A 23,490-nucleotide genomic window follows, 5' to 3' on the forward strand; every position below is an offset into this window, starting at 1 on the left:
AAATGCCCCAGCGCAATGCGCTCCTCTTGCACGCAAACGCTACGGTAATAATGGTTAACGGAACCTTTCGATTGGGCCGCCACTAGGAAAAATCTGCCGGGCAAACATGGCTAACAGAACCTTTCTGCCGCCCTCCCGCACCCTCGAAAAATCAGCAAGACATTGATATTCAACAATTTTCTACGTTGGCACGGCTTTCGCTGAGAAAGGACCGAGACCCGGGGGTTTGGGAGAACCTGACGGTCTCGTTCACGGGGTCCGCCAAGGCGCTTGGGAGAGCGAGGAGGCAGATCTCACTCAGGGGAGATCTTCCGATGCAGAACGCGCTTCTGATCGGCTTGTCACGGCAGATGACGTTGGAACGGCAGATGGATGTCATCGCCAACAACGTCGCCAATGCCAACACCAACGGCTTCAAGGCCGACCATTCGCTGTTCGAGGAGTTTCTCAACTCGAACGCGCGTGAGGACAATTTCGTCGGTTCCGACCGCCGGGTCTCCTATGTGCAGGACCGCGGCACCTTCCGCGACGTCGGCCAGGGGCCGATGGAGGCGACCAACAACCCGCTCGACATGGCGATCAACGGCAACGCCTTTTTCGCCGTGCAGGCCAATGGCGCCGAGCGTTACACCCGCGACGGCAAGTTCACGCTCAGCAGCACCGGCCAGCTCGTCACCTCCGACGGCAACCTCGTGCTCGGCACCGCCGGCCCGATCACCTTCCAGCCGACCGACCACGACATCAATATCGCCCCCGACGGCACCGTCACGGTGCTCGAGGGCACGGCCAAGACCGACTCGATCCGCGGCAAGATCCGCATGGTGACCTTCGACGATCCGGCCAAGCTCACCAAGCTCGGCGCCAACCTCTACAGCGCCGGCTCGGCCAACCAGCAGGTCGACACCAAGTCCACCGTGCAACAGGGCTACATCGAGAAGTCGAACGTCAACTCGGTCGGCGAGATGAGCCGCATGGTCGAAGTCATGCGCAGCTACACCGCCATCGCCAATCTGCTCCAGCAGCAGAGCGACCTCCACAAATCGGCGATCGAGAAGCTCGCCGACGTTCCGGCCTGATTAGGAGATCACTGACATGCAAGCGCTCCACACCGCTGCGACCGGAATGGCGGCCCAGGAACTCAACGTCCAGGTCATCTCCAACAACATCGCGAACCTGCGCACCACCGGCTTCAAGAAGCAGACCGCGGCGTTCCAGGACCTGATCTACGAGCACGTCCGCCGCGTCGGCGCGCAGGCCTCGGACCAGGGCACCATCGTGCCTGTCGGCGTCGACATCGGCGGCGGCGTCAAGACCGTCGGCACGCCGCGCAGCATGACGCAGGGCACGCTGTCGCAGACCGGCAACGACCTCGACCTCGCGATCTCGGGCGAAGGCTTCTTCAAGATCCTGATGCCGGACGGCACCTTCCAGTACACCCGCGACGGCACCTTCCAGATGGACAACCAGGGCCGCGTCGTCACCGCGCAGGGCAACCCGGTGCAACCGACCATCACCATCCCGAACAACGCCTCCGGCCTCACCGTCAACGAGCAGGGCCAGGTCTCGGTGACGCTGCCGGGTTCCTCGACGTCGGCCGTTCAGGGCCAGCTCGGCCTGACCCGCTTCATCAACAAGGCGGGCCTCCAGCCCGTCGGCAACAATCAGTTCACCGAGACGCCCTCTTCCGGCCCGCCGCAGGACGGCACCGCGAACACCGAAGGCTACGGCAAGATCACGCAGGGCAGCCTGGAGCAGGCCAATGTCGACGTCGTCTCGGAGATGAGCGACCTGATCGCCGCGCAGCGCGCCTACGAGATGAACGCCAAGGTCATCAGCGCCGCCGACCAGATGATGCAATCGACCACGGCGCTGTTCCGCTGAGGCAATGACAATGATCCGCACCACCCTCGCCACGATCTCCGCTCTCCTGCTGCTGGCGCTGCCGGTGCAGGCCGCCGACGACGTCATCGCGGCGCCGACGCTGCGCGCGAGCGTCACCGTGACCTCCGACGTGGTGCGGGTCGGCGATCTCATCGACAATGCCGGCTCGGCCGCGCTGATCCCGGTCTACCGCTCGCCCGATCTCGGCACCACCGGCGCGCTGCCGGTCGCGCATGTGCTGTCGGTGTTGCGCGCAAAGCAGGTGATCGGCGTGATGACCGGCGACATCAGGGAAGTCCAGGTCACCCGCCTCGCCCGCACCCTCGCCAACAAGGACCTCGAAAACGCGGTGGCTTCCGCGCTCGAGCGCCGCTTCGGCCTTGGCGATGCCGCCAACATCACCGTCACCTTCGACCGCGGCGTCGCCGACATGCGGCTGGACGCCTCCAACACCGGCGCGCTCCAGCCGGTCGCGACGCGTTACGACGCCCGCGGCGGCCGTTTCGACATCGCCTTCGAGATCAACAACGACAACAATCCGGCGCCGACCAAGCTGCGCTTCACCGGCACCGCGATCGAGACCGTGGAAGTGGCCGTGCTGACGCGCGACATCGACCGCGCCGACCTCCTGAAATCCTCCGACGTCGCGCTGGAGCGCCGGCCCAAGGCCGAGGTCACCGGCGAGGCCGCCTCGCGCGACCGCACCATCGGCATGCAGCTGCGCCGGCCGATGCGGGCGGGCACGCCGATCCGCGTCGCGGACATCGTCAAGCCCGACTTCGTGCAGCGCGACCAGAACGTCACCATCATCTACCAGGTGCCCGGGCTCTACCTCACCACGCGCGGCAAGGCGATCGAGAGCGGCGCCGAGGGTGACACCGTCAGCGTGCTCAACCTGCAATCCAAGCGTACGCTAACCGGCGTCGTCACCGGCCGCGGCCAGATCACGGTCCAGGGCGCGAGCCAGTCGCCGCCGATGGCGCCTGCAGTCGAGCAGACCTCCTCGCTCAAGCGTGACGAGGTGCCTGCCCCTGCGGCTGCGGCCGCAGCGCTCGCCCAAAGCCTGATCCAGGCGCCCACGTCTCCGGCCCAGATCGCACAAGCCCAGATCCCGCAAGCCCGCGTCTCGCAAGCTCCAGCCAAGTCAGAGTAAGTCATGTCCCCGTTCAGTTCGGCTTTCCGTCCTCGTCGCATCGCGATCTCTGCCCTGCTGCTGGCCATTGGCGCGCTGGCAAGCGGCTGCTCCTCGATCGACCGCCTGTCGCAGATCGGCGAGCAACCGAAACTGTCCGCGATCGACAATCCGACGGCGCAGCCCGGCTACAAGCCGGTGCAGATGCCGATGCCGAAGCCGGAAGTCGCCTCCTACAATCCGAACTCGCTGTGGCGCAGCGGCAGCCGCGCCTTCTTCAAGGACCAGCGCGCCCACCAGATCGGCGACCTGCTCACCGTGACCGTGAACATCACCGACAAGGCCAACATCGCCAACGAAACCCAGCGCAGCCGCACCGCCAAGGAAGATTCGGGAATTACCGACTTTATCGGCAGCCAGACGGTCACGCAGCCGCTCAAGGTCCTGCCCGGCCGCCTTCTCACCACCGACTCGACATCCTCCGCCGACGGCAAGGGTTCGGTCAATCGCCAGGAAGCGTTGCAGACCAACGTCGCCGCGGTGGTCACGCAGGTGCTGCCGAACGGCAACCTCGTGGTCGAAGGCAAGCAGGAGATCCGGGTCAACTACGAGATCCGCGAGCTCGTGGTCGCCGGCATCGTCCGCCCCGAAGACATCCAGAGCGACAACACCATCGACTCCAGCAAGATCGCGCAGGCCCGCATCGCCTATGGCGGCCGCGGCCAGATCATGGACGTGCAGCAGCCGCGCTACGGCCAGCAGGTCATGGACGTGCTGCTGCCCTTCTAAGCCTCTTTAAGAGCTCCCACATCGTGTTCGCGAACCTAGGCGCGAACGACGATGTACTACGCGGCCTCCGGTAGCTCCCCTGCCGGAGGCCGCATGTATTTTGGCGTGGTGCGCCACACTCAACCAGGCCGGTCGTGCGATTATAGCGGCGCAGTTGCCTCAAATTCCGTCATTGCGAGCGTAGCGAAGCAATCCAGAAATGCGCCCGCGGAAGGATTCTGGATTGCTTCGTCGCAAGAGCTCCTCGCAATGACGGAGAAGCGCGGTTGCGCCCCTCACTTGAACTCCGCCTCCACCACGCCCAGCCCGTCCAGCTCCATCCGCACCTTGTCGCCGGCCTTCAGCCACAGCGTCTTCACCAGGCTCCCGGTGAGCACGAGCTGCCCCGCGTGAAGACCCTTGCCCTCGGCGGCGAGATGGTTGGCGAGCCAGGCGAGCGCGTTGTGGGGGTGGCCGAGCACGTCGGCGCCGGTGCCGTGGCCGACCTCCTCGCCGTTGACGATGGCGCGGCCTTTGACCGCCTTCAGGTCCGGCACCGACGAGCGCGGAACCGACGGCCCCAGCACGCAGCCGGCGGCGAAGAAATCGTCGGCGATCAGCGTCGGCGCGCCCATCGTCTCCCACTTCACATAGCGGTCGTCGACGATCTCGATCGCGGGATGATAGGCATCGACGGCCTCGCCGACCCATTCGGCCGTGAACGGCGCCTCGCCGGCGGCAAGGTCACGCTGCAGCCGCACCGCGATCTCGCATTCGACGCCGACCCGGACATATTTGGAAGCCGCGAGCTTCACCCCGCTATCGTGCACGCCCTTCTGGAACACGCCGCCGGCGCAGGGATGCGGGATGCCGATATAGTCCTGCATCACCTGGCTGGTGCAGCCGATCTTGTAGCCGACGAGCGGCCCGGCATGCGGCAGCAGGAGATCGTGCAGCGCACGCTGGACCTGGTAGCCCTCGGCCTCGTCGGCTGGCGGAACCTCGAGCGCCGCAAGCGGCGCATGGTTGCGGCGCGCCAGCGCGATCGCCTTTGCGGCTTCGAGAATGTTGTCCATCGGCGCCGCCTCCCACGCTACGCATTCGAGGGCGGCACTTCAGCATCCCCGCTGCGGCCTGACAAGCGCGGCCCAAAGGACGGTCCTAAGGTCGGCCAAACAGCGGCTTCACGCCCTGACCAGGCCAAGCCGGATCAGGCTCTCGGCCGTCGCAAGGATCGCCTCATCGTTGGAGCGCGGCTGCCAGCCGAGCAGCGACCGAGCCTTGGCGCTGGTGGAATGCCGCACCCTTCCGAGCATCGGCACGACCGCACGCAGCAGCGGAATCCGGTTGGCGGCCAGGCGCACCAGCCAGTCCGGCGCCTGGAGCCGTGGAACCCGGCGTGCCCTCGGTCCGAGTTCCCGCCGCAGCACCCTGGCGATATCGAGGATCGACATCGCCTCGCCGGAGACCGCGATGAAGCGCTCGCCTTTCGCCTCAGGCGCGGTCATCGCCCGCAGATGCAGGTCGGCCACGTCGCGCACGTCAACCACGCCGAAATAGACCCGCGGCACCGCCGGCATGGCGCCGTCGAGCAGCGATTTGACGATCTCGATCGAGCCGGAGAAGTCCGGCCCCAGCACGGGACCGAAAATGCCGGCTGGGTTCACGACCGAGAGCTCGAGCCCGCCGCCTTCGCGCGCCACGAAATCCCAGGCCGCCCGCTCGGCCAGCGTCTTGGATTTGATGTAAGCCTGCACGTCGGCACCTCCGAGATTGGTCCAGTCGGTCTCGTCGAACGGTTTTTCCCGCGGCTTGTGGCCATACCCGATCGCACCCAGCGACGAGGTGATCACCACGCGCCTGACGCCGGCCTCGCGCGCGGCCCGCAGCACCCGCAGCGTGCCGTCGCGCGCCGGGATGATCATCTCGTCCTCATCCTTGGGAACACTGGTCGAGAGCGGCGAGGCAACATGGAGAACGTAGTCGCAGCCCGCGACGGCCTCACGCCACCCCTCGTCCCGGACGAGGTCGGCGGTGAAGAAGGACAGGCTCTCGGGCGATGCCGCCCCGCCCTCGCGCAGCATGGCCAGCACGTCGGCCTGCCGCTCCGGCCGGCGCACCGTTGTCCGCACCGTGTGGCCGGCGGCCAGAAGTTGCAGGACGACGTGGATGCCGACGAAACCCGACCCGCCCGTGACCAGAACAATGCTCATTGCCAAATTCCCCTCGTTGCACGGGCCGGCGAATTGGTTCCATCAAGGCCCTGCTCAAGGCGGCATCTGGTCACTATGTGCTTGCGAACAAGTAGAATGGATTTCGAGACCGGTATGGAAAACCTGACCAGTGCCTGCGACGGCGACTGCGATTGCAGCCCCGACCCTGCCCTGCTCGCCGACTTCAAGCGGGCCATCCACGCGCTCGGCGGCAAGTGGAAGCTGGAGATCCTGTTCGCGCTGATGAACGGCGCGGTCCGTTTCGGCGCATTACGGCGATCGATCGGCGGCATCACCCAGCACATGCTGACCACGCAGCTGCGCGAGCTCGAGCAGGACGGACTGGTGTCGCGAACCGTCTTCGCGGAGAAGCCCTTGAGGGTCGAGTACGAGCTGACGGATGCGGCCTACGGCCTGTTGCCGGCGTTTAAGGAAATATTGAGCTGGTCCAGGCTTTATGGGGCCGCGCGCCTCGTGGCGTCGCACCAGGCCTGATTGCAGCGATGCTTGATGCAGCTGGATCGGTGTCTCAGCGTTCGACTCGATCCCGTTGATGCGACTCGCAAAATCTCCCGCACCTGAAGTGAAGGCTGTTTCTCATCCGAACTCACGTGAGCTCGGAGGATGTGACTCTAGCTCATTGATCGCGATTCATTTTTCGCGATTGCGGTCGCGCGTTGAAGCGCGACGGCAAGCGACGGGCAATATCCTGACCGCGGCGCGAAATGGCGCCTTGCGTCCAAAAACAAAGAGCCGCATCGCTGCGGCTCTGACTCTATTCGTCGCGATAGACCTTCTCGCGTTTCTCGTGGCGCTCCTGCGCTTCCACCGAGAGTGTTGCGATGGGCCGGGCCTCGAGCCGTTTCAACGAGATCGGCTCGCCGGTGTCCTCGCAATAACCGTAGGTGTTGTCCTCGATACGCTGAAGCGCGGCGTCGATCTTGGCGATCAACTTGCGCTGGCGATCGCGGGCGCGGAGTTCGATGGCGCGGTCGGTTTCGGACGATGCCCGATCGGCGAGATCGGGGTGGTTCACGTTCTCCTCCTGCAGGGCTTGCAGGGTGAGCTTGGACTCTTTGAGGATCTCATCCTTCCAGGCAAGGAGCTTCAACCGGAAGTACTCCTTCTGCCGGTCGTTCATGAAAGGCTCTTTTTCGGTCGGTCGGTAGTTTTTCAACTTTTCCAAGGGCGGCCTATCTGTCTAAGCAACGACTCGCAAACGGAACGGGGTCCGTTGAGCGGGGCGTTATATAGCGGCCTCCTGTGACAGACAATATTTCCCTGATCGCCCAGCCGGCGCCCCCAAGCCCTTGCACAGGAAGGTTTATCCGCAAGGGCCCGGGAGCGGCCGAAGGCCTAGTATCCGACCGTGAAACGCTGCCTCAAATGGGCCGGCCGCTCGACTTCGTCGGCAAGCGCAATGGCGTAGTCGGCGAAGCTGATCCAGCTCTTGCCGTTCGCATCTGCGAGAAGCTGATCGGTCCCGAGCCGGAACTTGGCCGTGCGCTCGCCCTCGACGAACAGCGCCGATGGCGAGATGAAGGTCCAGTTCAGTTCCTTTTCCTGCCGCAGCAGGTCGAGAAAGGCGGAGCCAGCCTCCGCCTCGGCCTTGTATTGGGCCGGAAAACCGGGAGTTGTGACCAGCTTCACGCCTGGTGCAACCTCCAGGCTGCCAGCCCCGCCAACGACGAGGTAGCGGCCGACCTTGGAGTCCTTGGCTGCCCCGATCAGCTTGAGCGCGTCGCTGGCCAAGAAGTGCACGGAACTCACGGCGACGTCGTGCCCGGCCCACAGCCTGGCGAGACCCGCCTGGTCGAGCACATCCCCCTTGGTGGGTGTGACGTTCGGCAGGGCCGCGATCTTCTCGGGGTTCCGGGCGATGGCCGTGACGCTATGGCCGCGGCGGGACAGTTCCTTGGTGATCTCCGACCCGGCCCGGCCCGAGGCGCCGGCGACTGCGATTTTCATGGAAGGCTCCTTTGCTTCTGTGGTAACTAGCGGCGACTAGATATCTCAAAGAAAGCTGGTGTTAAGAGAGCACTTTGTGCTCACCTGATTACGCAGGAGTAACCGGCAAGCGAGCCGGCAAGCGACTTCAATGGATCGAGGACCCGACGATGAAGCCCGACGTCTATGCAGCGAACTGCCCCACGCGCCAGATTCTCGATCGCGTCGGCGACAAATGGGCGGTGCTGATCCTCCTGCTGCTGCGCGAGGAGCCGATGCGCTTCAATCAGTTGCGTCGCACGATTGAAGGCATTTCGCAGAAGATGCTGAGCCAGGTTCTCAAATCGCTCGAACGCGACGGCCTGATCAAGCGCCTCGCCATCGCGACCGTACCGGTGACGGTGGAATATTCTATCACGCAACTCGGGCTTACACTCGCCGCGGCCGTCGATCCATTGCGCGATTGGGCCGAGCAGAATCTGAAGGACGTGCTTGCCGCCCAGCGCCACTACGACGCGCAGAAGGAGGAGGAGGCGGCGTAAGGCCCTTTCTCAAACGGACGCGGCGCGCTCACACGAAATTCCGCTGTCATGCCCCGGCTTGACCGGGGCATCCAGGACGCCGCGGCCTCTCGATTCAAAACTACTGTCTCTGGAATACTGGGTCGCCCGGTCAAGCCGGGCGACGACAGCCTGCCCTACGCCTGCCCGGCCTTGGCGAGCTCGACCTCGACGCGCAGCTCGATCTCGGACAGCACGGAATCGAGACCGGGATCGCCCGAGGACGATTTCAGGTTCGCCGCAGCATCGCGCAGCCGCATCACGGTGGACGCGTCGAGATTGCCGGACAAGAGGCCCATCTTGAGATCGTCGAGCACGTCGAGCGCGGTCCTGCCGCGCGCGACCGAGCGCTTGCGGCGCTCGACCGGATCCTCCTCGATGCCTTGCAGCGCGAGCAGGGCATCGATGTTGGCCGCTGCTTTCGGCGCCGCAGCCGCTCGCGTCTCCTGCGCCGACGAGGTGTCGGGCAGGACGAAGGTGCCGGAGCTCGTCCGCCTGGCCTGGCTGGCCGGCGTTCCAAGCGTGGTGCCGTTCGGTCCGTAGATGCGCATCGCAGCAATCCGGGTGATCGATGCCTCACCTTCGCTGTTTTATGGTTAACGGCGCGTAAACAGCCCGGCAAAATCTGCCGACGGGCGGCAGTTTCGCTCCTCAGGGACAACGCCCGCTGACACCGGTCGAAACAGATTTATTCAACCTATTCAGCGACCTACGCCCACTGCCCCGCGGTGGCACAGCACTCGCAAGGAAAGCGTCGGACCAGCTCGTCATGGGAGTGTCGAGGATGGTCCGAGATTTGAGGAGCCTCGGGGAGCAGAGGATGCCAGGCGTTCGTTGGGTGAGGATTGTTGGGGTGGCCTGCGCCGCGCTGTCGGCGCTGGCGCTGTCGGTCACGTCCGCAAGCGCGACCTCGCGCATCAAGGACCTCGCCAATATCGAGGGCGTGCGGCAGAACCAGCTGATCGGCTACGGCCTCGTCGTCGGCCTCAACGGCACCGGCGACACCCTCAACAACATCCCCTTCACCAAGCAGTCGCTGCAAGCGATGCTCGAGCGCATGGGCGTCAACATCCGCGGCGCCACCATCCGCACCGGCAACGTCGCCGCCGTGATGGTGACAGGCAATCTGCCGGCCTTCGCCACCCAAGGCACGCGCATGGACGTCACCGTTTCCGCGCTCGGCGATGCCAAGAACCTCCAGGGCGGCACCCTGCTCGTCACGCCCCTCCTCGGCGCCGACGGCAACGTCTATGCGGTCGCGCAGGGTTCGCTCGCGATCTCCGGCTTCCAAGCCGAGGGCGAAGCGGCGAAGATCGTGCGCGGCGTTCCGACCGTGGGGCGCATCGCCAACGGCGCCATCATCGAGCGCGAGATCGAGTTCGCGCTCAACCGGCTGCCGAACGTGCGCCTGGCGCTCCGCAATGCCGACTTCACCACCGCAAAGCGCATCGCGGCGGCTGTCAACGACTATCTCGGCGTCAAGACCGCCGAGCCGATCGATCCATCGACGGTGCAGCTTTCGATTCCGCCGGAGTTCAAGGGCAACGTCGTCGCCTTCCTCACCGAGATCGAGCAGCTCCAGGTCGATCCCGATCTCGCCGCCAAGATCGTCATCGACGAGCGCAGCGGCATCATCGTGATGGGCCGCGACGTTCGCGTCGCCACCGTCGCGGTGGCGCAAGGCAACCTCACCGTCACGATCTCCGAAAGCCCGCAGGTGAGCCAGCCCAATCCGCTGTCCCGAGGGCGGACCGTGGTCGCGCCGCGCAGCAGCGTCAGCGTCACCGAGGACGGCAGGAAGTTGGCACTCGTCAAGGATGGCGTCTCGCTCCAGCAGCTCGTCGACGGCCTCAACGGCCTCGGCATCGGCCCCCGCGACATGATCAGCATCCTCCAGGCGATCAAGGCCGCCGGCGCGATCGAAGCCGATATCGAGGTGATGTGATGCAGACGAGCATGATCAACACCCCGCGCGCCGCCGCCTCCTCGGCCTTCTCGGTGGAAAGCCGCAACGGCCGGCCCGACTTCGAGCTAGCCGCCGCGCTGCAAAAGGTCTCGCCGCAGCAGCAGGCCAAGGCGCAGAAGACCGCCACCGATTTCGAGGCGATGTTCCTCAACAGCATGTTCTCGCAGATGACCTCGGGCCTGAAGGGCGAAGGCCCGTTCGGCGACACAACGGGCACCGGCGTATGGCGCTCGATGCTGACCGAGCAGTATTCCAAGAACTTCGCCAAGGCCGGCGGCGTCGGCGTCGCCACCGAGGTCTATCGCACTCTCATCATGCAGCAGGCGAAAACCGTCCGCACGGCATAAGGTCAAACGAGATGAACCAGTTCACCGCCTCACGTCAGCCGATGCAAGCGCAGCGCCCGAACACCGCGCCCGGCAACGCCCAGGCGCGCAAGCTCGCCGAAGACCTGATGGATGCGATGAGCGCCCTGCTCGGACTGATCGAGCGTGAGACCGAACTCGTTCGCGCCGGCAACGTCCGCGAAGCGATGATGCTCGAGAGCAGGAAACAGGAGCTGTCGCGAAACTATGTCGGCGCCGTCAGCCAGTTGAAGGCCAACCAGGCCCAGCTCGCGAAATCGGCGCCCGAGCTGCTTTCGACGCTGCATCGGCATCACGATGCGTTCCGCGCGATGCTCCAGGTCAATCTCACCGTGCTCGCGACCGCGCACGCGGTCTCCGAGAGCGTCGTGCGCGGCGTCAATGCCGAGATCCAGAAGCGCAACGTGCCGAACACCTATACGGCCGCGGGACGCCGCGCCACTCCGGGCCCGCGCCACATCACCCCGCTCACCGTCAGCCGCTCGCTCTGAACGCGCAGAAAACAAGCGACAATTTTACGAAAAACCGCGCGGCGATATCGTCGCGCGGTTAGTCACGTTTCCTTACCGGGTCTTCAATCCTGGTGTTCCATGGTTGCGCATTGAGAGGGGTTGGGATTTGACTCGGACGAGGCAACCAGGAGGCTGCCATGAGTACAGATTTCAGCATCAGGCCGGTGGGGATACCGGCCCCCGCGCAGATCATAACGACGTCGAATGCGGCGGCGAACGAGGCCGTGCAAACCGATTTGCCGGTGAGCCAGACGGTCGCCGCGAGCGATACGAGCGCGCCCGTGCGCAATGATTTGCCGAACAGCGAGAACATCTCGCGGCAGGTGGTGTTCGACCAGGCCGCCGCATCCTTCGTCTTCCAGGTCGTCAACGACAGGACCGACGCCGTGGTCAATCAGTTCCCCGACGAAGCGATGCTGCGCCGGCGAGCTTATTTCCATGCAGAGGATCTGAAGTCCAAACCCTCGCGTCCGCTCAATACGGATGTCAGCGCCTGACGCTCAGGTATCGAGCGTGGCAACCGCGGTCTCGAGATAAGTCGAGTCCGTCGCAGGATCAGTGACGACGTTCTTGATCTGGGCCTTGCGCGCGTCAGTCAGCGTGAACTTGCTATTCCCGAAACGGAACGAGCCGTCTGGAAAGAACGTTCGGCTTATACGCGGTCGACAAAATGCTCATGATGTCGGCCACGACGGGCCTCCATCACGGCCGTCCGGACAGACCGGCAGCGATATTGCGATTGATCTCGATCAGCGGGCGGAAGTGATCGAACTGCGGGCTCATCTGCAGCGCCGCGGTCTGGCTCAGCACGAACACGCTGATGTTGGCGATCTTCTGGCGGACATCGATCGGCTGCGGATTGTTGTCGCGCATCGCCTCGCTCAGGAAGATCGTCCAGAGCTTGCGGTTGAACATCAGCGCCTGCATGGTCTGCTCGCTGAGCGGATCAGCGTTGTTCACCGCATCCTGGAGCTTGTTGGCGGCCTTGAGCAGGGTCTGCGCCTCGATGTCGCGAGGAGACGCGGTGGTCGTTGCAACACGCGCGTAAGCCGAGGCAGCGGAATTCGACATCAATCACACCCTGGAGGTTACCTAGCCCGTTGAACGCGCTTAAGGATTTCTTTCCCAACCCTAGGCAGCACCGCTTAAGATTTGCTTACGTGTGCGCTTGGAAGCACTCCGGATAATTACGGGTCGCGGAGTTTCTTCGTCAGCGCAAAGCTAGATGCACGCACACACGCTGTAAACTTGCTTCGCGTGATGGGCATCAATCTCAGCTAATCCTGCCTTAGCGATCTCCGTAAAAAGAACGGCGGAGCGTTAGCCCCGCCGCGATATCTCGAGTAGCGGTCTTGCGCTGCGAAATTAGCGGAGCAGCTGCAGCACGCTCTGCTGCGACTGGTTGGCGAGCGACAGCGCGGAGACCGCGATCGACTGGCGGGTCGACAGCGCCTGGCTGTTGGCCGCTTCCTCATTGGTGTCGGCGAGCGTCAGGTTCGATGAGCCGGTCTGCAGCACGTTGATCAGGTTCTTGGAGAAGTCCTGACGCACCTGCACGATCGAGAGGTTCGAACCGAGCGCCGAACCTTCCGAGCGCAGCGTGCTCGAGGCCGCGTTCAGGCTGGTCAGCACCTTGTTGGTGGCGCCGTTATCGATGAAGTCGACGCCGTTGACGAGGTTGCTGAGGCCAAGACCTGCCGCGTTGAACACCACGCCGTTGATGCCGAGCGTGGAGCTGCCGGTTTCGTTGAAGACGAGCTTCAGCGTGTCGCCGTTGAGCAGGTTGACGCCGTTGAACGAGGAGTCCTGCGACGTCGTGTCGATCTGCGCCAGAATGTTGTTGAACTGGTTGACCAGGTTCGAGCGCGCCGTCTGCGCGACGGGATCCTGGACCGGCGGCTGCGCGGTGGTGAAGGCCAGAATGCCGGTGATCGTGCCGCCGACCGTGCCGCCCGCAGTTGTCGAACCGAGCGTCGAGGAGGCATATTCATTGACGGTGGTCACCGTCAGCAAGCCATTGGCGTCGATCGTCGCCGTCAAATGGTTCGCCTGAAGCTGCGCGTTGAGCTGGTCGAGCGTCTTGACGGTGCCGTTGGTGCCGTCGCCGAAGGTGACGTTCACCGGCGTGCCGCCGTTGAAGGAGGTAAAGGTCAGGGTCTTGCCGCTGACACCGCCAACACCGGAGGTGCGCGCCGCGGTGAAGGCGGTCGCCGTTCCCGTGTTGCCGCTGAGGCCGAACGCGTGGAGCGCGTTGCCGGTGCCGGTGATCGACAAGTCGGCGTTGATGCCGGTGGAGAGCGCAAGTTGGCCGCTGCTGTTGACGGACGACGGGATCTGGCCCGCAGTGGTCGTCAGCGACGCCGCGCCGTTGAAGATGCTGGCGGTCTTGACGCCGGTGGCAAGGTCGATCGAGTTGAGCAGGTCGGTGAGCGTCGCGCTCTGGATATAGACGGTCGAGTTGCCGTTGCCGTCCGTGACGATGTTGCCGTTGACGCCACCCGAGGTCACGCTGGCCGCCGACTGTGGCGTCTGGGCGTTCTTGAAGGTGATGGTGTGACCATCGATGTTCAGCGTCGAGCCGTCCTGGACCAGGGTGCCGAGCGAGCCCGCGGTCGTCGACCGGTTCGCGGTCACGTTCGCATTGCCTGCGCCGGTCGCCGTGGTCAGACCGAGCTTATTGAGGAAATCAGCCTTGCCGGTCACGCTCAGATCGGCGCCGGTCGAGCTCTTCAGCGTGACCTGGCCGCCGCCCGAGATGGACGATGCCACCTGAAGCGTACCGATGGGACCGGTCGAACCGCTGACAGCGATGGCCGCCGCGCCTGCGCTGATCGTTGCGGTCTTGACGCCGCTGGCGAGGTCAATCGCGCTGAGGACGTCGTTGACGGTCGCCCTGGGCGCAACCGCGGTTCCCTCATAGACGATCGAGTTGCCATTGCCGTCGGTGGCGATGTGTCCACTGGCGTCGAGACCCCAGCCGGTCGGCTGCGTCGTCGGCGGGATACCGGTGCGGAAGGTGATGGTCTTGCCGTTCACCGTGATGGTGTCACCGTCCGCGGGGGGCGCGCCGAAGGTGGTGGATGCCGTGGTGCCGAGCAGCGTGGCGGTACCTGACAGTACGGTGGTGCCATCGGCGGCGGTCGCGGCAAAACCGACCGCCGAGCCCGCGTTCGAACCCAGTGAGGCGCCGAGCGCGGCAGTCCCCGTCACCGGGGTCACGCCACCGGCTGCACCGGTATAGAGCACGTTGCTGTTGGCGGTTGCGCTCGCGTAGGAGGTCGTTCCGCGCAGATCGGCGGGTGTCGCACCGGGAATCGTGGTGGAGACGTTCGACTTGGTGGAGTAACCGACCGTGGTCTGCAGCGCCTGGTTGGCGATCGATTTCGCGCTGTCGATCAACTTTTGCAGCGAGGTGATGCCGGTGTTGGCGGCCTGGAGCACCTGCACACCGTTGTTGATGCCGTCGAGCAGGTTGCTGATGTCGCTCGCCCGGTTGTCCAACCCCTGCGCGGTGAAGAAGTTGGTGGGATTGTCGAGCGCCGTGTTGACCTTCTTGCCGGTTGACAGCCGCTCCTGCGTCGTGGCCAGCAAGTCGGCCGTCGACTGCAGCGACAACAGGTTCTGGCGAACTGACGCCGAGAGAACGATGTTGGACATTGGCGAGTCTTCCTCTTGAACCGGATACGAATCGGCCGCGCGGTCTCGAAAGCGGGCTTTGGTCCAGTTTTAGGAGGTGTCCTTTAAAGTATGGTTAACGCCGGTTTAAGCGATAGGGTTAATGGCGAATGAACGCCCCTGCCCGCCTCCGGACGCAAAAAAGCGGCGGGGCACAAAACCCCGCCGCTCTATTTTACCAAGTTATTTCAGTTACTTACTAGCGGAGCAGCTGGAGCACGCTCTGCTGCGACTGGTTGGCCAGCGACAGCGCGGAGACCGCGATCGACTGGCGGGTCGACAGCGCCTGGCTGTTGGCCGCCTCGACGTTGGTGTCGGCCAGCGTCAGGTTGGACGAGCCGGTCTGCAGCACGTTGATCAGGTTCTTGTTGAAGTCCTGACGGATCTGCACGACCGAGAGGTTCGAGCCGAGGCTCGAGGCTTCCGAGCGCAGCGTGCTCGACGCGGCGTTGAGGTTGGTCAGCACCCTGTTGGCCGCGGCGTTGTCGATGAAGTCGACGCCGACGGTCAGCGCAGCAAGGCCCAGACCCTTGGAGTTATAGGTCACGCCGGTGATGTTCAGGCTCGACTTGCCGGTCTCGTCGAACACCAGCTTGAGCTGATCACCATTGAGCAGGTTGACGCCGTTGAACGAGGAGTCCTGCGAGGTCGTGTCGATCTGGTTCAGGATGTTGTTGTACTGAGACACCAGGTTCGCACGGGCCGTCTGCGCAACGCCATCCTGGACGGGATTGGAAGCCGTCGAGAACGTGAGCGCCGACGTGAGCGTGCCGCCGATCGCTCCGCCTGCCGACGTCGAACCGAGCGTCGATGACGCATAGTCGTTGGACGCGGTGATCGTCAGCAAACCGTTGGCGTCGATCGTTGCAGACAGGTTGTTGGCCTGAAGCTTCGTGTTGAGCTGATCGAGCGTCTTGACCGTGCCGTTGGTGCCGTCGCCGAAAGTGACGTTGACCGCCGTGCCGCCGTTGAAGGAGGTGAAGGTCAAGGTCTTGCCGGCAATGCCGCCGATGCCCGAGGTGCGTGCCGCGGTGAACGCGGTTGCGCTGCCGGTGTTGCCGGCCAAGCCGAACACGTTCAACGCATTGCCGGTGCCGGTGATGGACAGGTCGGCATTGACGCCGGTCGAGAGCTTGAGCTGACCGGAGGTGTTGATCGACGAGTTCGACTGGCCGGTGGCGGTCGCAAGCGTCGCGGTGCCGTTGGCGTTGATCGTCGCGGTCTGCACGCCGGTGGCAAGGTCGATCGCCTTCAGCACGTCGTTGACCGTGCCGGCCTGCAGATAGACCGTCGAGTTGCCGTTGCCGTCGGTGAGGATGTTACCGCTCGCACCGTAACCGCTCGGAACGCTCGGCGCACCGGTCGAGCCCGGGATCGGCGCGTTCTTGAAGGTGATGACGTGACCATCGACGTTCAGCGTCGAACCGTCCGCGATGGTCGCACCCAGCGAGGCCGCACTCGTGGTCCGGTTGACGTTGACGGTGGCATTTCCAGCACCTGTGGACGTCGTCAGGCCGAGAGCCTTGAGCAGGTCAGCCTTGCCGGTGACGCTCAGATCCGCACCCGTCGAGCTCTTCAGCGTGACGGCGCCGGCGGCGGCGGTCGAGACCGCAGCACCTGGCTGGCTGGCGCTCACGGCGATCGTCGCAGCGCCGGAGCTGATGGATACCGTCTTCACGCCGCTGGCCAGATCGATCGCGGACAAGAGATCGTTGACCGTCGCGGAGGCGAGATAGACGGTGGTGTTGCCGTTGCCATCGGTGACGAGGTTGCCGCTGACGCCCGAACCGGACGGAACGGCGGTCGACGCCGGAGCCGCGCCGCTGCGGAACGTGATGGTCTTGCCGTTCACGGTCAGCGTATCGCCGTCGGCAGGCTGGGCGTTGCCGGCCAGGCCGGTTGCGGTCGTGCCGTTGGTGGCGATCAGGGTGATGGCGCCGGTCAGTGCCGTGGTGCCGTCACCGGCCGTTGCGCCAGTGCTTGCAAAGGAGCCGATGGACGCGCCGAGCGTCGTAGTGCCGCTCGCCGCGGTCGTGCCGCCGGCCGTGCCGTTATACAGCACGTTGCTGCTCGCCGTTGCGCTGGCGAAGCTCGTCGTGCCGCGCAGATCAGCGGCGGTCGCACCCGAGATGGTGGTGGAGACGTTGGACTTGGTGGAGTAGCCGACCGTGGTCTGCAGCGCCTGGTTGGCAATCGACTTCGCGGAGTCGATCAGCTTCTGCAGCGAAGTCAGACCGGTGTTGGCGGCCTGCAGCACCTGCACGCCGTTGGCGATGCTATCGAGCAGGTTGTTGATGTCGCTGGCGCGGTTGTCGAGCGACTGGGCGGTGAAGAAGTTGGTGGGATTGTCCAGGGCCGAGTTGACGCTCTTGCCGGTCGACAGACGGTTCTGTGTGGTGGCGAGGAGGTCGGCGGTGGACTGGAGAGAGAGCAGGTTCTGACGAACCGACGCAGAGAGAACAATACCTGACATGACTCTTACCCTTCTGGCTTACGCGTCTTCGTTCGATCGCTTCGGATCGAGTGACGGGGCCAGCGTGCCGCGACATGGCTAACAAAGGGTGAAACGAACATCGCCTGCATAAGCGCCGGTTCACCATAAGCGGGTGGGAAGCGCGGAGTGAGATGGCAATCAGCCTGAAATCATTGGCAATTCTTTGCGCTTACGCTCCATTAACCATAACCGCTGGTTACTTTTCAGAGTGTCGCCTGCCCTCTCAAAACCTCGAGCGATAAACGAAAAAACGGCGGGGCCGAAGCCCCGCCGCCGGATCTTGCTTGCGATGTCTGCCGCCTGTTAGCGGAGCAGCTGGAGCACGCTCTGCTGCGACTGGTTGGCCAGCGACAGCGCGGAGACCGCGATCGACTGGCGGGTCGACAGCGCCTGGCTGTTGGCCGCCTCGACGTTGGTGTCGGCCAGCGTCAGGTTGGACGAGCCGGTCTGCAGCACGTTGATCAGGTTCTTGTTGAAGTCCTGACGAACCTGCACAATCGTCAGGTTCGAACCAAGGCTCGAGGCTTCCGAGCGCAGCGTGCTCGATGCGGAGTTCAGGTTGGTCAGCACCTTGTTGGTGGCGGCGTTGTCGATGAAGTCGACACCGCCGGTCAGCGCGGCGAGGCCCAGACCCTTGGAGTTGTAGGTCACGCCGGTGATGCTCAGGTTCGACTTGCCGGTCTCGTCGAACACCAGCTTGAGCTGGTCGCCGTTCAACAGGTTGACGCCGTTGAACGAGGAGTCCTGCGAGGTCGAGTCGATCTGGTTCAGGATGTTGTTGTACTGGTTGACGAGACTCGCACGCGAGGTCTGCGCAACCGAGTCCTGAACGGGGCTGGAAGCCGTCGAGAAGGTCAGAGCCGTGGTCAGCGTGCCGCCGATCGCACCACCCGCGGCGCTCGATCCGATGGTCGAGGACGCGTAGTCGTTGGTGGTCGAGACCGTCAGTAGGCCGTTGGCGTCGATCGTCGCCGTCAGGTTGTTGGCCTGAAGCTTGGTGTTGAGCTGATCGAGCGTCTTGACCGTGCCGTTGGTGCCGTCGCCGAAGGTGACGTTGACCGCCGTGCCGCCGTTGAAGGAGGCGAAGGTCAAGGTCTTGCCGGTGATGCCGCCGACGCCGGAGGTGCGCGCCGCGGTGAAGGCGGTCGAGGTGCCGGTGTTGCCGGCGAGACCAAGCACGTTCAGCGCGTTGCCGGTGCCGGTGACCGACAGGTCGGCATTGACGCCGGTCGAAAGCTTGAGCTGGCCCGAGGCGTTGATCGACGAGTTGGTCTGGCCGGTGGCGGTCGCAAGCGTCGCGGTGCCGTTGGCGTTGATCGTCGCGGTCTGCACGCCGGTGGCAAGGTCGATCGCCTTCAGCACATCGTTGACCGTGCCGGCCTGCAGATAGACCGTCGAGTTGCCGTTGCCGTCGGTGAGGACGTTGCCGCTCGCACCATAACCGGTCGGAACGCTCGGCGCACCGGTCGAGCCCGGGATCGGCGCGTTCTTGAAGGTGATGACGTGACCGTCGACGTTCAGCGTCGAACCGTCCGCGATGGTCGCGCCCAGCGAGGCCGCGCTCGTGGTCCGGTTGACGTTCACGGTGGCGTTGCCGCCGCCCACGGCCGTGGTCAGGCCGAGAGCCTTGAGCAGGTCAGCCTTGCCGGTGACGCTCAGATCCGCACCCGTCGAGCTCTTCAGCGTGACGGCGCCGGCGGCGGCGGTCGAGACCGCAGCACCTGGCTGGCTGGCGCTCACGGCGATCGTCGCAGCGCCGGAGCTGATGGATACCGTCTTCACGCCGCTGGCCAGATCGATCGCGGACAAGAGATCGTTGACCGTCGCGGAGGCGAGATAGACGGTGGTGTTGCCGTTGCCGTCGGTGACGAGGTTGCCGCTGACGCCCGAACCGGACGGAACGGCGGTCGACGCCGGAGCCGCGCCGCTGCGGAACGTGATGGTCTTGCCGTTCACGGTCAGCGTGTCGCCGTCGGCAGGCTGGGCGTTGCCGGCCAGGCCGGTTGCGGTCGTGCCGTTGGTGGCGATCAGGGTGATGGCGCCGGTCAGCGCCGTGGTGCCGTCACCGGCCGTTGCGCCAGTGCTTGCAAAGGAGCCGATGGACGCGCCGAGCGTCGTGGTGCCGCTCGCCGCCGTGGTGCCGCCGGCCGCGCCGCTATACACCACGTTGCTGCTCGCGGTCGCGCTGGCGAAGCTCGTCGTGCCGCGCAGATCAGCGGCGGTCGCACCCGAGATGGTGGTGGAGACGTTGGACTTGGTGGAGTAGCCGACCGTGGTCTGCAGCGCCTGGTTGGCGATCGACTTCGCGCTGTCGATCAGCTTCTGCAGCGAGGTGATGCCGGTGTTGGCGGCCTGCAGCACCTGCACGCCGTTGGCGATGCCGTCGAGCAAATTGTTGATGTCGCTGGCGCGGTTGTCGAGCGACTGGGCGGTGAAGAAGTTGGTGGGATTGTCCAGGGCCGAGTTGACGCTCTTGCCGGTCGACAGACGGCTCTGCGTGGTGGCGAGGAGGTCAGCGGTGGACTGGAGAGAAAGAAGGTTCTGACGAACCGAGGAAGAGAGAACGATACCGGACATTGAGTGTTACCCTTCTGGTACGCAACGCAACAAACTTCGATTAGGATTAATCGATGTCCGGGAAGGTGAACGTCCAGGGCTAACAAAGCATGAAGCGTGTCGCGGGAGTCCTTCCCTGGATTCACCATATGAGCGATCGACGCAGCATCTGGCTTCGCCGTATCGTCATGATCGGATGATGCTTTTTGATACACCGATGAAGCGTTTGCCACTTGTCAACCATAACTCAGAGTGAGCAATTCGCTGTACCGGAATGCATCGCCTTCATCAGCCGAGCGGCAGTCTGATGCCGGCACAAAAGAAAGCGGCGGGGCCGAAGCCCCGCCGCCGGATCTTGCTTGCGATGTCTGCCGCCTGTTAGCGGAGCAGCTGCAGCACGCTCTGCTGCGACTGGTTGGCCAGCGACAGCGCGGAGACCGCGATCGACTGGCGAGTCGACAGCGCCTGGCTGTTGGCCGCTTCCGTGTTGGTGTCGGCCAGCGTCAGGTTGGACGAACCGGTCTGCAGCACGTTGATCAGGCTCTTGTTGAAGTCCTGACGAACCTGCACCACCGAGAGGTTCGAACCAAGGCTCGAGGCTTCCGAGCGCAGCGTGCTCGACGCGGCGTTCAGATTCGACAGCACCTTGTTGGTCGCGGCGTTGTCGATGAAGTCGACACCGCTGGTCAGCGCGGCGAGACCCAGACCCTTGGAGTTGTAGGTCACGCCGGTGATGCTCAGGTTCGACTTGCCGGTCTCGTCGAACACCAGCTTGAGCTGGTCGCCGTTCAACAGGTTGACGCCGTTGAACGAGGAGTCCTGCGAGGTGGTGTCGATCTGGTTCAGGATGTTGTTGTACTGAGACACCAGGTTGGCACGCGAGGTCTGGGCAACCGTGTCCTGGACGGGGCTGGAAGCCGTCGAGAACGTCAGCGACGTGGTCAGCGTGCCGCCGATCGCACCACCCGCGGCGCTCGATCCGATGGTCGAGGACGCGTAGTCGTTGGTGGTCGAGACCGTCAGCAGGCCGTTGGCGTCGATCGTCGCCGTCAGGTTGTTGGCCTGAAGCTTGGTGTTGAGCTGATCGAGCGTCTTGACCGTGCCGTTGGTGCCGTCGCCGAAGGTGACGTTGACCGCCGTGCCGCCGTTGAAGGAGGCGAAGGTCAAGGTCTTGCCGGTGATGCCGCCGACGCCGGAGGTGCGCGCCGCGGTGAAGGCGGTCGAGGTGCCGGTGTTGCCGGCGAGACCAAGCACGTTCAGCGCGTTGCCGGTGCCGGTGACCGACAGGTCGGCATTGACGCCGGTCGAAAGCTTGAGCTGGCCCGAGGCGTTGATCGACGAGTTGGTCTGGCCGGTGGCGGTCGCAAGCGTCGCGGTGCCGTTGGCGTTGATCGTCGCGGTCTGCACGCCGGTGGCAAGGTCGATCGCCTTCAGCACGTCGTTGACCGTGCCGGCCTGCAGATAGACCGTCGAGTTGCCGTTGCCGTCGGTGAGGACGTTGCCGCTCGCACCATAACCGGTCGGAACGCTCGGCGCACCGGTCGAGCCCGGGATCGGCGCGTTCTTGAAGGTGATGACGTGACCGTCGACGTTCAGCGTCGAGCCGTCCGCGATGGTCGCGCCCAGCGAGGCCGCGCTCGTGGTCCGGTTGACGTTCACGGTGGCGTTGCCGCCGCCCACGGCCGTGGTCAGGCCGAGAGCCTTGAGCAGGTCAGCCTTGCCGGTGACGCTCAGATCCGCACCCGTCGAGCTCTTCAGCGTGACGGCGCCGGCGGCGGCGGTCGAGACCGCAGCACCTGGCTGGCTGGCGCTCACGGCGATCGTCGCAGCGCCGGAGCTGATGGATACCGTCTTCACGCCGCTGGCCAGATCGATCGCGGACAAGAGATCGTTGACCGTCGCGGAGGCGAGATAGACGGTCGTGTTGCCGTTGCCGTCGGTGACGAGGTTGCCGCTGACGCCCGAACCGGACGGAACGGCGGTCGACGCCGGAGCCGCGCCGCTGCGGAACGTGATGGTCTTGCCGTTCACGGTCAGCGTGTCGCCGTCGGCAGGCTGGGCGTTGCCGGCCAGGCCGGTTGCGGTCGTGCCGTTGGTGGCGATCAGGGTGATGGCGCCGGTCAGCGCCGTGGTGCCGTCACCGGCCGTTGCGCCGGTGCTTGCAAAGGAGCCGATGGTGGCGCCGAGCGTCGTGGTGCCGCTCGCCGCCGTGGTGCCGCCGGCCGCGCCGCTGAACACCACGTTGCTGCTCGCGGTCGCGCTGGCGAAGCTCGTCGTGCCGCGCAGATCAGCGGCGGTCGCACCCGAGATGGTGGCGGAGACGTTGGACTTGGTGGAGTAGCCGACCGTGGTCTGCAGTGCCTGGTTGGCAATCGACTTGGCGCTGTCGATCAGCTTCTGCAGCGAGGTGATGCCGGTGTTGGCAGCCTGCAGCACCTGCACGCCGTTGGCGATGCCGTCGAGCAAATTGTTGATGTCGCTGGCGCGGTTGTCGAGCGACTGTGCCGTGAAGAAGTTGGTGGGATTGTCCAGGGCCGAGTTGACGCTCTTGCCGGTCGACAGACGGTTCTGCGTGGTGGCGAGGAGGTCGGCGGTGGACTGGAGGGAGAGGAGGTTCTGACGAACCGACGCGGAGAGGACGATGCCTGACATGACTCTGTTACCCTTCTGGTAAACGACGCTACTGTTACGCGTCTGCTTGGATCGAGATTGACCCAGCGACCGGCGGACCCTGGTGCCGAGACCTCTAACGAAACATGAAATGAAATCCGCGCTTTTGCCGAACGCCGCGTGATTCGGCCGGGCAAGCCCCGCACGTCGCCGCGCCGCCGCACGGACATGGCGTTGGGAAGATTGAGTTTTTTCGCGCAAATGCGGGAGATTTACAGCTCGTTAACTAATTCCGAGCGAGAATCACGCCCTGATAAGCCGCAACGAGCGCTCGGTTACGAAAGCGTTGATGGAGAACAGGCATGGCTCTCAAGGTCGAGCTCAAACCGCACGAACGCATCATCGTCGGCAACTCGGTGATCACTAATACGGACCAGCGCGCCCGCCTCCTGATCGACGGCGAGAACGTGCCGATCCTGCGCGAGCGCGACATCCTCACGCCGGAGACCGCAAACACGCCCGCCAAGCTCGTCTATCTGGCCGTCCAGCTCATGTATATCTCGCCGGATCCGCAGACCCAGCACGGCACCTATTTCAACCTCGTGCGGGACATCGTCACAGCGGTGCCGAGCTCCTGGCCGATCATCGAAGCCATCAACAACAACATCCTGAACGGCGACCTCTACCGGGCGCTGAAGGATGCCCGCAAGCTGATCGCCTATGAGGAGAAGCTGCGAGGCCAGTACGAGGCCACGCATCCCAAGGCGGAAGCGGACAAGGACGACGTCAGCACCGCCGCCTGATCACGGCG

General features: G+C 64.5%; 21 protein-coding genes. 11 read left to right on the top strand and 10 right to left on the bottom strand.

The features are described from left to right. Positions 1-314 precede the first annotated feature (314 nt). From flgF to flgH, 4 genes are read left to right on the top strand one after another with little or no spacing between them, the layout of a single operon-like run. Entirely contained in the window at positions 315-1,076 is a 762-nt protein-coding gene (gene flgF / locus BJA_RS29495; protein WP_011088570.1) for a flagellar basal-body rod protein FlgF, read from the top strand. Between the two features lie 16 nt (positions 1,077-1,092). Next, positions 1,093-1,881: a flagellar basal-body rod protein FlgG gene (gene flgG / locus BJA_RS29500; RefSeq protein WP_011088571.1), complete on the top strand. Its 789-nt coding sequence runs from the start codon at positions 1,093-1,095 to the stop codon at positions 1,879-1,881. Positions 1,882-1,891: 10 nt separating this feature from the next. After that, positions 1,892-3,034: a flagellar basal body P-ring formation chaperone FlgA gene (gene flgA / locus BJA_RS29505; protein WP_038967164.1), complete on the top strand. Its 1,143-nt coding sequence runs from the start codon at positions 1,892-1,894 to the stop codon at positions 3,032-3,034. A gap of 3 nt (positions 3,035-3,037) precedes the next feature. Next, positions 3,038-3,802 carry a flagellar basal body L-ring protein FlgH gene (gene flgH, locus BJA_RS29510; protein WP_011088573.1) on the top strand — a complete coding sequence of 255 codons (765 nt, stop codon included), beginning with the start codon at positions 3,038-3,040 and terminating at the stop codon, positions 3,800-3,802. 275 nt (positions 3,803-4,077) lie between these two features. Here the strand turns inward: flgH and BJA_RS29515 are convergent, their stop codons facing one another. Both BJA_RS29515 and BJA_RS29520 read right to left on the bottom strand, forming a co-directional pair. Further along, positions 4,078-4,857, bottom strand: a complete 780-nt coding sequence (locus BJA_RS29515; protein ID WP_011088574.1) for a 2-keto-4-pentenoate hydratase — start codon at positions 4,855-4,857, stop codon at positions 4,078-4,080. A gap of 108 nt (positions 4,858-4,965) precedes the next feature. Next, entirely contained in the window at positions 4,966-5,994 is a 1,029-nt protein-coding gene (locus tag BJA_RS29520; RefSeq protein ID WP_011088575.1) for an SDR family oxidoreductase, read from the bottom strand. Between the two features lie 96 nt (positions 5,995-6,090). Between BJA_RS29520 and BJA_RS29525 the strand changes: the two genes are divergently transcribed. After that, on the top strand, positions 6,091-6,489 hold the full coding sequence (locus tag BJA_RS29525) for a winged helix-turn-helix transcriptional regulator (protein ID WP_028173287.1): 399 nt from the start codon (positions 6,091-6,093) through the stop codon (positions 6,487-6,489). Positions 6,490-6,769: 280 nt separating this feature from the next. Here the strand turns inward: BJA_RS29525 and dksA are convergent, their stop codons facing one another. Both dksA and BJA_RS29535 read right to left on the bottom strand, forming a co-directional pair. Further along, on the bottom strand, positions 6,770-7,135 hold the full coding sequence (gene dksA / locus BJA_RS29530; RefSeq protein ID WP_008554760.1) for an RNA polymerase-binding protein DksA: 366 nt from the start codon (positions 7,133-7,135) through the stop codon (positions 6,770-6,772). 215 nt (positions 7,136-7,350) lie between these two features. Next, positions 7,351-7,962: an NAD(P)-dependent oxidoreductase gene (locus BJA_RS29535; RefSeq protein ID WP_011088577.1), complete on the bottom strand. Its 612-nt coding sequence runs from the start codon at positions 7,960-7,962 to the stop codon at positions 7,351-7,353. A gap of 149 nt (positions 7,963-8,111) precedes the next feature. Here BJA_RS29535 and BJA_RS29540 point away from each other — a divergent pair, with 149 nt between their 5' ends. After that, the gene (locus tag BJA_RS29540; protein ID WP_011088578.1) at positions 8,112-8,483 is read left to right on the top strand and encodes a winged helix-turn-helix transcriptional regulator; all 372 of its coding nucleotides are present in this window, start codon (positions 8,112-8,114) and stop codon (positions 8,481-8,483) included. A 155-nt stretch (positions 8,484-8,638) separates the two neighbouring features. Here the strand turns inward: BJA_RS29540 and BJA_RS29545 are convergent, their stop codons facing one another. Continuing rightward, positions 8,639-9,052 carry a flagellar assembly protein FliX gene (locus BJA_RS29545; protein ID WP_011088579.1) on the bottom strand — a complete coding sequence of 138 codons (414 nt, stop codon included), beginning with the start codon at positions 9,050-9,052 and terminating at the stop codon, positions 8,639-8,641. Positions 9,053-9,321: 269 nt separating this feature from the next. Between BJA_RS29545 and BJA_RS29550 the strand changes: the two genes are divergently transcribed. The 4 genes from BJA_RS29550 (at position 9,322) to BJA_RS29565 (ending at position 11,841) form a co-directional block, all read left to right on the top strand. Then, positions 9,322-10,446 carry a flagellar basal body P-ring protein FlgI gene (locus tag BJA_RS29550; protein ID WP_028173283.1) on the top strand — a complete coding sequence of 375 codons (1,125 nt, stop codon included), beginning with the start codon at positions 9,322-9,324 and terminating at the stop codon, positions 10,444-10,446. After that, positions 10,446-10,814: a flagellar assembly peptidoglycan hydrolase FlgJ gene (gene flgJ / locus BJA_RS29555; protein ID WP_038967161.1), complete on the top strand. Its 369-nt coding sequence runs from the start codon at positions 10,446-10,448 to the stop codon at positions 10,812-10,814. The genes BJA_RS29550 and flgJ overlap by 1 nt, the downstream gene beginning before the upstream one ends. An 11-nt stretch (positions 10,815-10,825) precedes the next feature. Further along, the gene (locus tag BJA_RS29560) at positions 10,826-11,323 is read left to right on the top strand and encodes a hypothetical protein (RefSeq protein WP_011088582.1); all 498 of its coding nucleotides are present in this window, start codon (positions 10,826-10,828) and stop codon (positions 11,321-11,323) included. A gap of 158 nt (positions 11,324-11,481) precedes the next feature. Further along, a complete protein-coding gene (locus tag BJA_RS29565; RefSeq protein WP_011088583.1) occupies positions 11,482-11,841 on the top strand; it encodes a hypothetical protein in 360 nt (119 codons plus the stop codon). Positions 11,842-12,046: 205 nt separating this feature from the next. Here BJA_RS29565 and flaF read toward each other — a convergent pair whose 3' ends face one another. The 5 genes from flaF to BJA_RS29590 form a co-directional block, all read right to left on the bottom strand. Then, entirely contained in the window at positions 12,047-12,415 is a 369-nt protein-coding gene (gene flaF / locus BJA_RS29570) for a flagellar biosynthesis regulator FlaF (RefSeq protein ID WP_008554779.1), read from the bottom strand. Positions 12,416-12,709: 294 nt separating this feature from the next. Beyond that, positions 12,710-15,001, bottom strand: a complete 2,292-nt coding sequence (locus BJA_RS29575) for a DUF1522 domain-containing protein (protein WP_011088584.1) — start codon at positions 14,999-15,001, stop codon at positions 12,710-12,712. Positions 15,002-15,218: 217 nt separating this feature from the next. Next, positions 15,219-17,492 carry a DUF1522 domain-containing protein gene (locus BJA_RS29580; protein ID WP_011088585.1) on the bottom strand — a complete coding sequence of 758 codons (2,274 nt, stop codon included), beginning with the start codon at positions 17,490-17,492 and terminating at the stop codon, positions 15,219-15,221. Between the two features lie 324 nt (positions 17,493-17,816). Beyond that, positions 17,817-20,090: a DUF1522 domain-containing protein gene (locus BJA_RS29585; RefSeq protein ID WP_011088586.1), complete on the bottom strand. Its 2,274-nt coding sequence runs from the start codon at positions 20,088-20,090 to the stop codon at positions 17,817-17,819. A 357-nt stretch (positions 20,091-20,447) separates the two neighbouring features. Further along, positions 20,448-22,721: a DUF1522 domain-containing protein gene (locus tag BJA_RS29590; protein WP_011088587.1), complete on the bottom strand. Its 2,274-nt coding sequence runs from the start codon at positions 22,719-22,721 to the stop codon at positions 20,448-20,450. A gap of 320 nt (positions 22,722-23,041) precedes the next feature. Between BJA_RS29590 and flbT the strand changes: the two genes are divergently transcribed. Next, a complete protein-coding gene (gene flbT / locus BJA_RS29595; protein ID WP_011088588.1) occupies positions 23,042-23,482 on the top strand; it encodes a flagellar biosynthesis repressor FlbT in 441 nt (146 codons plus the stop codon). The last annotated feature ends 8 nt before the right edge of the window (positions 23,483-23,490 follow it).

Origin of the sequence: Bradyrhizobium diazoefficiens USDA 110 (assembly GCF_000011365.1) — a bacterium.
Classification (GTDB): Bacteria; Pseudomonadota; Alphaproteobacteria; order Rhizobiales; family Xanthobacteraceae; genus Bradyrhizobium; species Bradyrhizobium diazoefficiens.

Coding starts and splice junctions, on each gene's coding strand:
- flgF (WP_011088570.1), top strand. CDS start 315: ATGCAGAACGCGCTTCTGATCGGCTTGTCACGGCAGATGACGTTGGAA.
- flgG (WP_011088571.1), top strand. CDS start 1,093: ATGCAAGCGCTCCACACCGCTGCGACCGGAATGGCGGCCCAGGAACTC.
- flgA (WP_038967164.1), top strand. CDS start 1,892: ATGATCCGCACCACCCTCGCCACGATCTCCGCTCTCCTGCTGCTGGCG.
- flgH (WP_011088573.1), top strand. CDS start 3,038: ATGTCCCCGTTCAGTTCGGCTTTCCGTCCTCGTCGCATCGCGATCTCT.
- BJA_RS29515 (WP_011088574.1), bottom strand. CDS start 4,857: ATGGACAACATTCTCGAAGCCGCAAAGGCGATCGCGCTGGCGCGCCGC.
- BJA_RS29520 (WP_011088575.1), bottom strand. CDS start 5,994: ATGAGCATTGTTCTGGTCACGGGCGGGTCGGGTTTCGTCGGCATCCAC.
- BJA_RS29525 (WP_028173287.1), top strand. CDS start 6,091: ATGGATTTCGAGACCGGTATGGAAAACCTGACCAGTGCCTGCGACGGC.
- dksA (WP_008554760.1), bottom strand. CDS start 7,135: ATGAACGACCGGCAGAAGGAGTACTTCCGGTTGAAGCTCCTTGCCTGG.
- BJA_RS29535 (WP_011088577.1), bottom strand. CDS start 7,962: ATGAAAATCGCAGTCGCCGGCGCCTCGGGCCGGGCCGGGTCGGAGATC.
- BJA_RS29540 (WP_011088578.1), top strand. CDS start 8,112: ATGAAGCCCGACGTCTATGCAGCGAACTGCCCCACGCGCCAGATTCTC.
- BJA_RS29545 (WP_011088579.1), bottom strand. CDS start 9,052: ATGCGCATCTACGGACCGAACGGCACCACGCTTGGAACGCCGGCCAGC.
- BJA_RS29550 (WP_028173283.1), top strand. CDS start 9,322: ATGCCAGGCGTTCGTTGGGTGAGGATTGTTGGGGTGGCCTGCGCCGCG.
- flgJ (WP_038967161.1), top strand. CDS start 10,446: ATGCAGACGAGCATGATCAACACCCCGCGCGCCGCCGCCTCCTCGGCC.
- BJA_RS29560 (WP_011088582.1), top strand. CDS start 10,826: ATGAACCAGTTCACCGCCTCACGTCAGCCGATGCAAGCGCAGCGCCCG.
- BJA_RS29565 (WP_011088583.1), top strand. CDS start 11,482: ATGAGTACAGATTTCAGCATCAGGCCGGTGGGGATACCGGCCCCCGCG.
- flaF (WP_008554779.1), bottom strand. CDS start 12,415: ATGTCGAATTCCGCTGCCTCGGCTTACGCGCGTGTTGCAACGACCACC.
- BJA_RS29575 (WP_011088584.1), bottom strand. CDS start 15,001: ATGTCCAACATCGTTCTCTCGGCGTCAGTTCGCCAGAACCTGTTGTCG.
- BJA_RS29580 (WP_011088585.1), bottom strand. CDS start 17,492: ATGTCAGGTATTGTTCTCTCTGCGTCGGTTCGTCAGAACCTGCTCTCT.
- BJA_RS29585 (WP_011088586.1), bottom strand. CDS start 20,090: ATGTCCGGTATCGTTCTCTCTTCCTCGGTTCGTCAGAACCTTCTTTCT.
- BJA_RS29590 (WP_011088587.1), bottom strand. CDS start 22,721: ATGTCAGGCATCGTCCTCTCCGCGTCGGTTCGTCAGAACCTCCTCTCC.
- flbT (WP_011088588.1), top strand. CDS start 23,042: ATGGCTCTCAAGGTCGAGCTCAAACCGCACGAACGCATCATCGTCGGC.